Annotated in this window: 10 protein-coding genes; 3 read left to right on the top strand and 7 right to left on the bottom strand. The window is 49.3% G+C overall.

Going from position 1 to position 13,495, the window contains the following annotated elements:
- Positions 1–2 precede the first annotated feature (2 nt).
- The 3 genes from ribD to glyA all read right to left on the bottom strand — a co-directional run bounded on the left by ribD (position 3) and on the right by glyA (position 3,149).
- Positions 3–1,148, bottom strand: coding sequence for a bifunctional diaminohydroxyphosphoribosylaminopyrimidine deaminase/5-amino-6-(5-phosphoribosylamino)uracil reductase RibD (ribD, locus tag SHEWMR4_RS05725; RefSeq protein ID WP_011621886.1), 1,146 nt, complete (start codon positions 1,146–1,148; stop codon positions 3–5).
- 87 nt (positions 1,149–1,235) lie between these two features.
- Complete coding sequence (gene nrdR / locus SHEWMR4_RS05720) at positions 1,236–1,685, bottom strand: transcriptional regulator NrdR (RefSeq protein ID WP_011073317.1); 450 nt, start codon at positions 1,683–1,685, stop codon at positions 1,236–1,238.
- Positions 1,686–1,895: 210 nt separating this feature from the next.
- Complete coding sequence (gene glyA / locus SHEWMR4_RS05715; protein WP_011621885.1) at positions 1,896–3,149, bottom strand: serine hydroxymethyltransferase; 1,254 nt, start codon at positions 3,147–3,149, stop codon at positions 1,896–1,898.
- Between the two features lie 189 nt (positions 3,150–3,338).
- Here glyA and ettA point away from each other — a divergent pair, with 189 nt between their 5' ends.
- The gene (gene ettA / locus SHEWMR4_RS05710) at positions 3,339–5,006 is read left to right on the top strand and encodes an energy-dependent translational throttle protein EttA (protein WP_011621884.1); all 1,668 of its coding nucleotides are present in this window, start codon (positions 3,339–3,341) and stop codon (positions 5,004–5,006) included.
- Positions 5,007–5,082: 76 nt separating this feature from the next.
- Here ettA and SHEWMR4_RS05705 read toward each other — a convergent pair whose 3' ends face one another.
- Both SHEWMR4_RS05705 and SHEWMR4_RS05700 read right to left on the bottom strand, forming a co-directional pair.
- The gene (locus SHEWMR4_RS05705; protein ID WP_011621883.1) at positions 5,083–6,090 is read right to left on the bottom strand and encodes a TIGR00341 family protein; all 1,008 of its coding nucleotides are present in this window, start codon (positions 6,088–6,090) and stop codon (positions 5,083–5,085) included.
- Between the two features lie 259 nt (positions 6,091–6,349).
- Positions 6,350–7,273: a LysR family transcriptional regulator gene (locus SHEWMR4_RS05700; RefSeq protein WP_011621882.1), complete on the bottom strand. Its 924-nt coding sequence runs from the start codon at positions 7,271–7,273 to the stop codon at positions 6,350–6,352.
- Positions 7,274–7,462: 189 nt separating this feature from the next.
- Here SHEWMR4_RS05700 and SHEWMR4_RS05695 point away from each other — a divergent pair, with 189 nt between their 5' ends.
- Entirely contained in the window at positions 7,463–8,362 is a 900-nt protein-coding gene (locus SHEWMR4_RS05695) for an MBL fold metallo-hydrolase (RefSeq protein ID WP_011621881.1), read from the top strand.
- 101 nt (positions 8,363–8,463) lie between these two features.
- Positions 8,464–9,117, top strand: coding sequence for a DsbA family protein (locus SHEWMR4_RS05690; protein WP_011621880.1), 654 nt, complete (start codon positions 8,464–8,466; stop codon positions 9,115–9,117).
- 128 nt (positions 9,118–9,245) lie between these two features.
- On the opposite strand, the gene SHEWMR4_RS05685 is transcribed toward SHEWMR4_RS05690, so the two are convergent.
- Both SHEWMR4_RS05685 and SHEWMR4_RS05680 read right to left on the bottom strand, forming a co-directional pair.
- Positions 9,246–9,563 carry a TapY2 family type IVa secretion system protein gene (locus SHEWMR4_RS05685; RefSeq protein ID WP_227499246.1) on the bottom strand — a complete coding sequence of 106 codons (318 nt, stop codon included), beginning with the start codon at positions 9,561–9,563 and terminating at the stop codon, positions 9,246–9,248.
- A 40-nt stretch (positions 9,564–9,603) separates the two neighbouring features.
- Positions 9,604–13,275 (bottom strand): pilus assembly protein, encoded by a 3,672-nt coding sequence (locus tag SHEWMR4_RS05680; protein WP_011621878.1) that lies wholly within the window; start codon positions 13,273–13,275, stop codon positions 9,604–9,606.
- Positions 13,276–13,495 lie beyond the last annotated feature (220 nt).

Below are 13,495 nucleotides of genomic sequence, written 5' to 3'. Positions count from 1 at the left end.
ACTCACTTATTCGCTAAAGATGGATTGGATGTAAGCCTCAAGGTGAAACGCGTATCCGCGCCCACTTTACGCTCATCGACCAGTTTGAGGGTCGGAATATCGGCCATCATTTGATAATCGGGTAATTCGAGTAGATTACGTCCCTGTGCGCCAAGGATTTTCATCGCTTGATACAACACTAATTCATCGGCTAATCCGTCACCGATAAAGGCGCCGGCTAAGGTCGCGCCCGCTTCGATAAGCACCTGATTACAGCTTTTGCCTAAATAGCTTAAGAGTGCAGGCAGCGAGATTCGACCATCAATCGCCGGTAATTGAAGACAAGTCACATGGGCGGGCAACTGCGCCATAAAGGCTGGCGAGTAAGGCTCAGTTGAGACTAATAACATCGGCGATTCAATCGCAAGCAAGGCTGCCGTAATCGGCATCCGGCAACGACTGTCTAATATCACCCGCAGCGGTTGTAAAATCTGCGCTTCACTCAATTGTGAGCTAAGACTGCCAAGCTCTGAGTAACGCACATTAAGCGAAGGGTCATCGGCCAGCACAGTGTCAATCCCCGTCACTAGCGCGCAGGCGCGTAAACGTAAGCGCTGCACATCGCGGCGAGCTTCGGGGCCTGTGATCCATTTGGACACACCGTTTGATAACGCGGTTTTACCATCTAGGCTCGCGGCAAGCTTTACCGTCACCCAAGGTAGGCCTGATTCCATGCGCTTCATAAAACCAAGATTTAAAGCGTAAGCTTCGTCGCGGTGCAAACCGACATCCACTTGAATGCCCGCATCGCGCAGCATTTGAATACCGCGACCACCGACCTGCGGATTGGGATCTTCAACCGCCACCACGACTCGTTTTACACCAATATTAATCAGTGCCAAGGCACACGGCGGTGTGCGGCCATAATGGCTGCAAGGTTCTAAGGTGACATAGGCGGTCGCGCCACGGGCAAGCTCGCCAGCCATCCGCAGTGCATGCACCTCAGCATGTGGCTCGCCAGCTTTTTGATGATAACCCTCACCGACAATCTGATTATCTTTTACGATAACGCAGCCCACACTGGGATTGGGGCGAGTGGTATAAAATCCTTTGCGAGCCAGTTGTATGGCTCGGCTCATCATCTGGTTATCGAGTTCTGACCAATTCATATAAACCCTATGAAATCTTGAGGAAGCGTGCCCGAATGCGGCGCATAACGAGGCGCTAACCTAAGCACTAACTTAAGATAACCCACATTACTTTTGCAGTTTCGCAATCGCCTCACCAAATTCGGAGACGTCTTCAAAGGCGCGATAAACCGAGGCAAAACGAATATAGGCAACTTTATCTAGGCTCATTAACTGTTCCATCATCAAGTTACCTATCATCTCGGATGGCACTTCGCGCTCGCCAGTAGCCCTAAGTGTTGACTTGATTTTACTTAAGGCCTGCTCGATTTCATCCATAGACACAGGGCGCTTTTCGACCGCGCGTAACATACCTGCTTGCAGCTTTTCTTCATCGAAGGGTTGGCGCGTGCCATCGCGTTTAATCACCCGTGGCATCACTAATTCAGCCCCTTCGAAGGTAGTAAATCTTTCGTGGCATTCGGTGCATTCTCGGCGACGACGCACTTGATGGCCTTCCGCCACTAATCGGGAATCGATCACTTTAGTATCTGTCGCGCTGCAAAATGGACAATGCATTGAGCCTCCTGCCGTGAATGGAATAAAGCCTGTGGCTTTCGCTGTTTCTCGCTTAAACCGAGCGGGTTTAAGTCTAAGATTTTAGCAATAAAAATGGCCGCTTAATGCGGCCATGGGATTTTATCCTATTTATCGGCTGAGGTTAACCACCTAAGAGTAACACCCTAAGCAGTTGTGAACTCAGCCTTCATATTCAGATAAATTAACGAATTAACCGTAAACAGGGAAACGGGCGCACAGTGCCAATACTTGGCCTTTTACGCGCTCGATGACTGCTGGGTTGTGGGCATCGTCGAGGATGTCACAGATCCAACCGGTTAACTCTTTCGCTTCAGCTTCTTTAAAGCCGCGGCGAGTGATCGCAGGCGTACCAATACGCACACCAGAGGTCACGAATGGAGAACGTGGATCGTTAGGCACAGAGTTTTTGTTTACTGTGATGTTCGCGCTACCTAAAGCGGCATCGGCTTCTTTACCCGTCAGGTCGCGACCGATTAAGTCCACCAGCATTAAGTGGTTGTCAGTACCGCCAGAAACGATCTTGTAACCGCGCTCTAAGAACACTTCAACCATAGCTTTAGCGTTCTTAACCACTTGTTGTTGGTAAGCTTTGAACTCTGGCTCTAAAGCTTCTTTGAAGGCTACCGCTTTACCTGCGATAACGTGCATCAAAGGACCGCCTTGACCGCCTGGGAATACCGCAGAGTTCAGCTTTTTGTATAAATCTTCATCATCGGCTGCAGACAGAATGATACCGCCACGAGGACCGGCTAAGGTCTTGTGAGTGGTTGAGGTCACAACGTGCGCGTGTGGCACAGGGTTTGGATACACACCAGCGGCGATAAGACCCGCAACGTGCGCCATGTCGACAAACAGGTAAGCACCGATTTTGTCTGCGATTTCGCGCATTCTTGCCCAGTCAACGATGCCTGAGTAAGCAGAGAAACCACCGATCATCATCTTAGGCTTATGTTCAACTGCCAGACGTTCCATTTCGTCGTAGTCGATTTTGCCTGATTCATCGATGCCGTAAGGAATGATGTTGTACAGTCTACCGGAGAAGTTTACAGGTGAACCGTGGGTCAAGTGACCACCGTGAGCGAGGTTCATACCTAAAACGGTATCGCCTGGTTTTAACAATGCCATGTAAACGGCGCTGTTTGCTTGAGAACCTGAGTGAGGTTGCACGTTTGCGTAAGTCGCACCAAACAGTTGTTTTGCACGCTCAATTGCTAAGGTTTCAACTACGTCCACATACTCACAACCACCGTAGTAACGCTTGCCAGGATAACCTTCGGCGTACTTGTTGGTTAATTGTGAACCTTGCGCTTGCATCACGCGTGGACTGGTGTAGTTTTCAGAAGCAATCAGCTCAATATGCTCTTCTTGACGCAGAGTTTCGTTCTGAATTGCGTTGAACAGTTCCGGATCATAATCTGCGATATTCATATCTTTTTTCAGCATTGCTTACTCCAGCTGCCAATTCTTGTAGGTAGGGTTGCGCGGTATTCTACTCGTAACGAGCCGACAATCCCAGTCTCTGAAACATGAAAATCCTACAGTTTTACCTTGAACTCGCCTCAATGCCGAGTTGAGTTCGGCGCGCAATCGAGTAGAATTAGCCGCATCATTAGTCACTTAAGATGCAGAAAAATGGCTCAGTTTGTTTACAGCATGCTGCGGGTGGGCAAGGTTGTTCCTCCTAAGAAGCAGATCCTTAAAGACATTTCCTTAAGCTTTTTCCCCGGCGCTAAGATCGGTGTGTTAGGTCTTAACGGTTCAGGTAAATCCACCCTACTGCGCATCATGGCCGGTATCGATACCGAAATTGAGGGTGAAGCGCGCCCAATGCCAGGGCTGAAGATTGGTTACCTGCCACAGGAACCGAAACTCGACCCGACGCAAACCGTGCGTGAAGCGATTGAAGAAGCGGTTTCTGAAGCCAAAAATGCCCTCAAACGCTTAGACGAAGTCTATGCAGCCTACGCCGATCCCGATGCGGACTTCGACGCACTTGCCAAAGAGCAAGGCGAACTCGAAGCCATCATCCAAGCGCAGGACGCCCACAATCTGGACAACATCCTTGAGCGTGCGGCGAATGCCCTGCGTCTGCCAGATTGGGATGAAAAGATTGAAGTCTTATCGGGTGGTGAGCGCCGCCGTGTGGCAATTTGCCGTCTGCTGCTGGAAAAGCCAGAGATGCTGCTGCTCGACGAACCCACCAACCACTTGGATGCCGAATCAGTCGCTTGGCTCGAGCACTTCCTGCAGGAATACTCGGGCACCGTTGTGGCGATTACCCACGACCGTTACTTCCTCGACAATGCTGCTGGCTGGATTTTAGAACTTGACCGTGGTGAGGGTATCCCATGGGAAGGCAACTACTCTTCATGGCTTGAGCAAAAAGATGCCCGCTTGAAGCAGGAATCTGCCGCAGAAAGCGCGCGTCAAAAGACCATTGCGAAAGAATTAGAATGGGTTCGCCAAGGTGCAAAAGGCCGTCAGTCTAAGGGCAAAGCCCGTATGGCGCGCTTCGAAGAGCTGAACACCACTGATTACCAAAAACGTAACGAAACCAACGAGCTGTTTATTCCGCCCGGACCGCGTTTAGGTGACAAAGTCATCGAAGTGAAGAACTTAACCAAGTCCTACGGTGACCGCGTTCTGATCGATAACCTGTCATTCTCCATTCCTAAGGGCGCAATCGTCGGTATTATCGGTGCCAACGGTGCGGGTAAATCGACCCTGTTCCGCATGTTGTCTGGCAGCGAGCAGCCTGATAGCGGTACCATTGAGCTGGGTGAAACCGTGCAACTGGCATCGGTTGAACAGTTCCGTGACTCGATGAATGACAAGAACACCATTTGGCAAGAAATTTCCGGTGGTCAAGACATCATGCGTATCAACAACATGGAAATCCCAAGCCGCGCCTATGTGGGCCGTTTCAACTTCCGTGGTGCGGATCAGCAAAAGGTGATTGGCACGCTGTCGGGCGGTGAGCGCAACCGTGTTCACTTAGCTAAACTGCTGCAGGCTGGCGGTAACGTACTTCTCCTCGACGAACCTACCAACGACTTAGACGTTGAAACCCTGCGCGCACTGGAAGAAGCGATTCTCGAATTCCCAGGTTGCGCTATGGTGATCTCGCACGACCGTTGGTTCTTAGACCGTATCGCGACCCATATTCTGGATTATCGCGACGAAGGCCAAGTGAACTTCTACGAAGGTAACTACACCGAATACTCGGCGTGGTTGAAGAACACCTATGGTGCCGATGTGGTTGAGCCACACCGCTTAAAATACAAGCGTATGACCAAGTAAGCGCCATGCGTTTATAGGTACATAAAAAGCCCCGCAATTGCGGGGCTTTTCTTTTATGCACAAAAGGTTATGCCGACTAATCCTGCTCCTGAATCGCTTTCACATCACCATCGCGGTCAATCACATCGACCGGAAAGTAACGTACGCGCACGGTCGCCGGTTTTACTTGCCCCGTCTGTGTCAACTCACTCTCCAGTAGCCGTACAAAGCTGGCATCTGGTTTTTTAATGCCGCCAACGGTGACCCGCACTATCCATTGACTGGCTTGTTCTTCAATCCCCACTTTAATCAACCGCATATTGGGGAACTTGAGTAGCTGCTCACTCACAATCCGAGTCACTTTGCTCTCATACAACTGTCTTGCAACCACATTATGCAGATTCACACTGAGGGCAATAACTAAAATAACCAACAAGATCAATGTAATAAAGTTACGTTTCAACAACTCCCACAGTGAGCTTTTTTGCCAAAAATAAAATCCGTGGAAACCGTTCAACCACAGCACCACGGAGGACACAAATTGGATGGCGACTATGTTGGTAAACGTCAGTAAGAAGGCGCCTCGGGCGAGTTCAAAATTGCCATGGCCGAGCAATATCGCCGAGGCACACAGGGGCGGCACTAATGCGGTAGCAATCGCCACCCCCACAAAGGAAGTACTTAACCGCGGCGAAATGGTCGCATAGGCGCCAGCCGCACCACCCGCAAACGCGACCATCAAATCGAGAAAGTTAGGCGCCGTTCTTGCCATGATCTCCGGCGTGATAGGAATATCGGAATGCAGAAAGCCAATTAAAAAGGCGGTGAAATAAACCAGAATACTCCCCACAATCAAACTTTTAATGGCATGGCGGACTAAGAGTTTTTCCCCTTCGACCAGCCCTAATGCCAAGCCTAAAATGGGGGAAAACAGCATAGCGACAATCATGGCGCCAATGACCACCGCGGCGCTGTTGGCCAAGAGTCCGTAGCTGGCGATGATGGCCGCTAGGGTGTTCATCGCCAAAAAGGGCACATCGAGCTGGGCATTGACGCGAATATTCGCGCGGGTAATTTCTTTGTGATCTTTAATATCTTCGCTCATATCGTCTGCTCAGCAAGGGAGGATGGGACCTAAGTTGCACATTTAAAACAAAAATATCCCAACCAATATAGCTGAACAGAAAATAGCCGCAATGGGGTTTAAGCGTCTGGCGCAAAATATAAATCAAAGGAAGGAGCTGGGGTTGATTAACGATTCCAAAGTGACGTAAACCGAGGGACAGAGTCGAACGAACAACGCAACCCTGTCACCGTTATCTCATAGAGATGCAAGCGCAAGTCGCGCATTCAAGATCACGCCCTCAAATTGCCCCATTAAAATGCTGCACTAGCATATCCATCATCACCCTTAATGCGGGCTGCATATGTTTGCGGGATTGATACACCCCGTACACGCCGAGGGATTGAGGTTTATATTCCCGCAGCAATGGCACTAATGCCCCCGAATCGAGGTGCGGTTTAGCCGCCCACAGGGGCTGCATGGCAATTCCCTCCCCCGCCAAGGTGGCGTTTAACACCACCATAGAGTCATTGGCACTTAGGTTGCCCTTCACCGGAATATTGAATATCTGCCCGACTTCCTGCGTTGACGTTGCCTTCGCGGCGATAGGCGTTTGAGTGAATCGCCACATCACATCGCCAAAGTAAGAATAGGTTAGGCAGTTATGCCGAGTTAAATTCTCGGGATGCGTGATGGCCGAATGGCAGGCAAGATAACTCGGCGCCGCGCACACCACAGACTCACACTCGCCTAAACGTCTGGCGATAAGCGTAGGGTCGAGTTCGTTGGTGATACGAATGGCAAGATCGATTCGTTCAGCTACTAAATCAACGGTTTGACTCGTCACATGAAAGTTCACACTCGCCTGCGGGTATTGAGCTAAATAAGGACGCACGACGCTGGGGAGGAGTAAATGCGCCATAAATTGCGAGCAGCTGATCCGCAGTAGCCCTCGGGGCTGGGCACTCTGAGCATGACTGACGGCAGGGACTTCCTGCGCCAGCTCAAGTAAGCGCTGACAATAATCGAGCACTTGTTCACCCGCATCGGTCAGGCTCAAACGTCTTGTAGAGCGGTGCAACAAACGGGCGCCCGACCATTCTTCCATCTCTGCCAAGTAACGGGTCACCATGGAGCGCGACATATCTAACGCCTCGGCGGCGCCAATCATGCTCCCTCGTTCGACAATAGTCACAAACACCTTTGCCGCTTCGAGTCTATCCATGGTTTATTCGCCCCTTGTTGATTAGCTTGCACTAGATTCTCGGCTTTCAACGCCGATTCATCCGAATTATGCAACAAACAAGCGCAATTTTCCGTGTTTATCTAACGTTTTTTGCAACCTAAACTAAGCTCACTTTTGCAGCAGTGCAAACCACCGAATGCCTATTTGAATGAATAAGTGAGAACTGAAATGACACTATTGAATAACCTGAGCTTGGCCAGCTTCAAACCCCAATTCGCCGCTGCAATGCTTGTGGCAGGAATGGCTACGGCGCAGGCCGCACCTTTGCAAGTGAGCCATTTTAATCCGGGTGAAAACAGCATCTTTGCCGTGTCCTCCAGCTTTATCAGTGGCGAGCATGAAATGATGTTGGTCGATGCTCAGTTCCAAAAAAATGATGCCCAGACCTTAGTGGATACCATTAAGGCCAGCGGTAAAAAACTCACCTTGGTTTATATCAGCCACAGCGATCCAGACTTTTACTTTGGGTTGGATGTGATTAAGCAAAACTTCCCCGAGGTAGAAATCGTCGCCACCCAAACCACTGTCGATGATATTAAAGCCTCGATGGAGGGCAAGCTTGCCTACTGGGGACCGATTTTAAAGGACAATGCGCCGAGCCAATTAGTGCTGCCAAAGGTGGTGACAACCAATAGCTTTAGTATCGACGGTGAACAAGTGCTGATTGAAGGTCTAGAGGATACTCACCCTAAGCATACCTTCCTGTGGGTACCTTCGGCTAAGACCATCACTGGCGGAGTTGAAGTATTTGATAATACCCATGTTTGGATAGCTGATACCCAAAGTATCGAGTCTCACCAGGCTTGGTTAGCCCATTTGGATAAAATGAGTGCCCTCTCCCCCGAAACAGTGATCCCTGGCCATTATCTTGGCAAGGCAAGATTTGATCAGCGCGCGATTAGCTTTACCCGCGACTATATTCATGCCTTTGAAAATGCAGCTAAAACAGCAAAAAATTCTGCGGACTTAATCGCCAAGATGCTTGCACTCTACCCACAAATCCCCAGCGATGTGGGCCTTGAGATCAGCGCTAAAGTCATTATGGGCGAAATGCGCTGGCCCATGTAAACGCATCGGGGCACGGTATTCCCTGCCCCATTCATTCTGATGTAAGCCTTGGTTAGCACTCAAGCCAAAGTTCAGTTCAGCCCGTTTTATAGGAAGTCCCCATGAATACCATTGAAAATCCCCCGGCCGTTTTACATGCCATTATCGACCCTCTGTGCGGTTGGTGTTATGCCGCGGCACCACTGTTTGATGCCGCAGCCGCAGCCGGATTTAGCATCAAACTCTACGCGGGCGGCATGCTCACAGGGCCAAGACGCAAACAGATTGATAATCAATGGCGCGACTATGTGATGCCCCATGATCAACGTATTGCCGCGCTAACCGGACAAGTCTTTGGTGAAAACTACTACGAAGGCCTATTGCGTGACACGAGTATCCTATTAGATTCGGCGCTGCCCATCAGGGCGTTACTCGCAATGACCGCCTTAGGTGGCAATGACTTAGCCTACTTGCATGCGATGCAGCTCGGCCATTATCGCGATGGCAAGTGCGCAAGCGATGAAAATAATCTGCATCTTTTAGCGGAAAAATTGGGCATAGATGGCGCCGCCTTTGCCCGGGAATATGCCGAAAATGAAGAAGCCCTCTATCAACATATCGTCGCTTCGCGGGCATTAATGAATCGGCTCGGCGCCCAAGGGTTTCCCTCCGTGGCGCTAGAGACCAGTGAAGGTCATTTAAAGCTTATCAATCACAGCCGCTTTTACGGTCAACCTTCTGAGTGGCTTGAATATCTGAAAGAGCAGCTATCCTAATCGGCAGCTTTCTTATCAAGTTGGTGTTTAAAAGCATACGCCTTAGGAAGTTTACTACCTAAGGCGTAATATTTTAGTCCTAAGCACAAAGCAATTTTCTAAGTCTTTTTAAAAGCTTAGAAAACCGGTCAACCTTGATTTTCAGGAGCAAGCTCGGCCTGCTTGGCCTCTTCGAGGGTGAAGCTCTCAGTGTTTTTCACGCATTCCAGCACCTTCTTAGCGTAGAGCGCAATGGGTTTGTCCCGCGGTAAACGGGGCAATTTTGTTCCGGGTAAAGACAGTTGATACTGCTCGGCTTTAGATTCAAACCAGGAGAAACGCATCAATTTAGCTCCTTGATTCGTTTCTAAATAGCATTTGTAATCCTGTCGTCTCTCTTTTTCTGCCGCCATTGCAGGCCATTGAAGCCCCCATAACAGCAATAAAAAAATGGCACCATATTTCATCATTAAGCTATCACTCATATTGATTTATTAAGGCTTTGCATTATTGATCTACGTAGTAGTAAATCTTATTTGCCTTAGGCCCACTGCCAATACACTTAGGATTACCGCTCTCACAAGTCGCCTCCTCAGGCACTGCCTTACCAATCCCAATCAAAAACATATCTAGAGTGGGAGCCTTAGCATTGGGGTCATCAGGCTGCGCTGCCGGGGGGATGACCAATTGCGGCGTATCCAAAACCAGTTCACCGGCATATAAGAAATCGGTTCTGTAGCCATTCGTGCCTTTGTGTAAATTCTTTTTATAGAGGTAGCCCTTCCCCGAACTTAAACATTGGTTCACCGAAGCATCACTACCAGGCACAAAACTGGTGAAATACACCTCGCCCTGAACTATGGTCGCTGACGATAGACTCTTTTCACCTTTACGGGAGAAGTCATAGTACCAACCCCGTTTTTGGCCAAAGGCGATTTCGCTAGCTTGGTTGCTTGGCGCCGCCGTAGTCACATCGTATAAGTCACTTAAGGTTAAGGCGCTCGGCACAGGCTTTTGATTAGGCTTACCTTGGAATGACTGAGTTACTATGTTCCTATCTTGCAAGGCAAAAAACATATCCGAACGGGACACATCGCTAGGTTTTGCCCTGTGACCGCTGCCCACCACTACGGCATCGTAGGGAATATTCTGTGTCGTCACTGTCTTGGTCGATTTCCCATTCACCACCTGAGTCAACTCGAAGGTATTGGTGATAATGGTCTGCGCGACCGTGGGGCCGGAGAAGAATCGTCTGTCACTTGCCACCGAACTCCTATCCCCTAATGCGGCAAATTTAAATCCCGACCAGGTCGAGGTATTTGCCGTAGGCATGTCCATTCGCCACACATTCCCTTGTGTATCTGTGGCATAGATCCTATCCGTTCGGCCATCACCATTACCATCTAACACGGCAACGCTGCTCGGAATACTGTTGGCAATCCCTGGCAGTTGGGTGTTTGCGCCACTGCCCCCAAATTGATGGATTAACGCCCCCGTTTCGGCATCGACAATAAACACGCCTCGGCCTTGGCTATCGTCACTGCCAATCTCAGCGCCATCCTTGGTCGCTGGAGTATATCCCGCACCGAAGATGAGCACGGGTTTATCCCCAGTGGCACTCGGAATCGTGGTGACGACAGGCGTCGACCATGATTGACCTAATTCGCCCATTCCCGGTGAGCTGGCATCAATCCTCCACATAAAAGTAGGATTATCGGGGGAGGTGATATCGAGGGCATAATAAGCATTTCCCCCACGACGCATCCCCACAAACACCCACGCTTTTTCAATACGTTTGCCCTGCATTTTGGTGTAAGCGACTGGCGAGCCATCAATACCGTATACCGAGTGCACGCCCGTTGGCGCGTTCGCCTTCAGATCGCGAAAATTCGGCAGCAACTCATAGGGGATAAAACCCCAAGTCTCAGACACGCTATCGCCTTCATCCTTGAACATATGCAGGAACCCATGGTTAGTCCCCACGATAATCCGAATATCGGGCTGATCTTCAGAGCCAAAATTAAGTGCTAAGGGTTTGGAATGTAAAGCATCCCCCATAATATCGGCGCGCCAATTGGGGGTTGCGCCACTCGCGGCACTGAGGTCCTGATTCTTGTCATTGTCGACATCGATGCCCTTGGCCCAATCAAAATGCTCGCTAAGCTCAGTTTCATCGACCCCCATATACAAGGCCAAACGTGCATCGCCCCCCGCTTTGCGAGATGCATTCGACAGGGTAAACGGGCTTAATCCCGTGCCTAAATTACTGTACAAGGTGCGACTACCCGCCTGCTGCATTGCGCCTAGCACTCCACCCCGCTTCACATCGTTACCATCGCCACTCGCACCACACTCTTCGGCCGAGGTCCAATAGGAGCAGGCCTCGGCTTTGATGTTGCCATCTTCACCTATCGCATTGTTGCCTTTGCTATCGACAACATCACCACTACTGGTGACTTTGAATTTCTTAATATTGCCTAACCATCTCGGCCCTTTGTTCGGCAAAAACATAGAGTAATAAGCGGAATCAAAGGTTTGCGTTCGGTTAAAGTTATTACTTGCCACCGAGGGAGAGGTAAAGCTGGCATTTTTTTCGAGAATATTGTTCAGGGCCGTTTGTAATGAAGAGCGTAATTTACTGGCATCGGTCGCATCGAAATACTTACCTCCGCCATTTTCGGCGGTCTGCTTCAGCAAATGTTCGGCACTGGCGGCACCTTCACTAAAACCGATGGTAAAGGTTCTAACGGTTTGTTTACCCGCAGAATTAGGATTGACATCTTCGTTTCTCATCCAGCCTGAAAGCGCACTGAGGTAGCTGACGGGGCGAGAGGTATGTTTTCCAACACCTTTGGTTAACTGTTCAACCAAACCATCGGCCGCATTATCCAGCGTGGGTTCACCGTCGGTGATATAGATGATATAGGCTTCATTTTGGCAACGTTTGAAGGGCGAGTTATAGTTATTGGTCCCCACGACTAACGCTTCGGGATCGGTAAAAGAGTTTCTGCTCGCTTGGTAAGTCCCCAAATAACGTCCCCAGCGGTCGAAATAGTCATAATCGCTGTCATCATCACCAAAATACTGACTCTGCCCGCCGAAATAACGGTACGCCTCATAGAGGGTTTCGCATAAGGGAGTATTTTGGGCGTAGTTAATATCATTAACCCCTTTAAGCAAATCAATTTTAGCTGCAGCGGACATAGGCTTAATCCCAGAGATAATCCGCCCGCCATCACGCTGCCCATCATAGGGGCCATTCATATTAAAAATCGCTAGGCCAAAATCCACACCCGGCGTGGTTAAAATCACACTTTCAATCGCATCTTTAGCCAAGGCTAGTCGCGTTTTATTGACCCTAGTTTTAGGACCATGCAGCCAGTTTAAGTAATCTTCGGTATAGACGGTAACCACTTTACCGGTACCAAACGCGGTTTTTTCTGCCTTAGCCTTGGCCGCGGACTTTACATTGTCTGATGAGCTAGTACTGGCCTCAGTGTAACGAACCGGTTTGCTCGCCGTCCCTAGGCTGTCCACGGGTAAACCTTGGGCTTCACCTGCCGCGTTACCGAACTTGTTTTCCTGAATATCCTCAAAACAATCGACGGCGGAAATGGAACTGCCGTTAAGCTCTGAGAACTCTCTCCAAGATCCCGAGCTTCCCGAAAAACCATATTCCCTAAAAAAACCCGTAAAGGTGCCGTAACGATTCAGATATTCCCATGAGCTTTCGCAGCCATTGAGTCCACCACTGAACTTACGTTTTTCCCGCCCTGAATTAGGATTGGGCGCAGCCGCGTTTTCCGATGAACCTCGGCTATAGAATAAATTACCCGATTGGGCATAATTTACTGCGCGCTTATTCTCGTAGGGCGCCTCGACATCATAGGCGAGATTACTCATGCTGCCCGAGTTATCAAAGATAATCAGCACCTGCGGACGCGAGCCATTACGGGCGGACGCTTCGAAAACATAAAGCTCAGTGTCATCGGCGTGAGTCGGCGCCATAAATAAACTGGCCGCACTCACAATTACACTCGACAGAATAAGAGAAAACAGTGACGTTAACGTATGACGAACGTTTTGTGGGCGAATGTTAAGGGATATTAGCGAAGAAATACGAGCAAGAGAGAATACCAATCGATTTTCGAATTGATATGTAAATAAACACGAAATCATACAGTACGCATATCTGTTATTGAGATAATAATAAAAACTCTTTCACCTAATATTCCAGGCTTTAACCCATAGATTAAGAATAAAAGCACAAGCAACAATTACCGAATGAGACCCAGTAAAATCATAACTTTAGGCGATTCACATTGACTTTTACCATTATCAACACTTATTTGGCAATAAATAAACAAAACTATTTAAATGGAAAAATAAATATCAACAA

The organism is Shewanella sp. MR-4, from assembly GCF_000014685.1.
Lineage (GTDB): Bacteria > Pseudomonadota > Gammaproteobacteria > Enterobacterales > Shewanellaceae > Shewanella.
The sequence above is the reverse complement of the archived record's forward strand: the minus strand, read 5'-3'. Positions and strand labels throughout refer to the sequence as shown.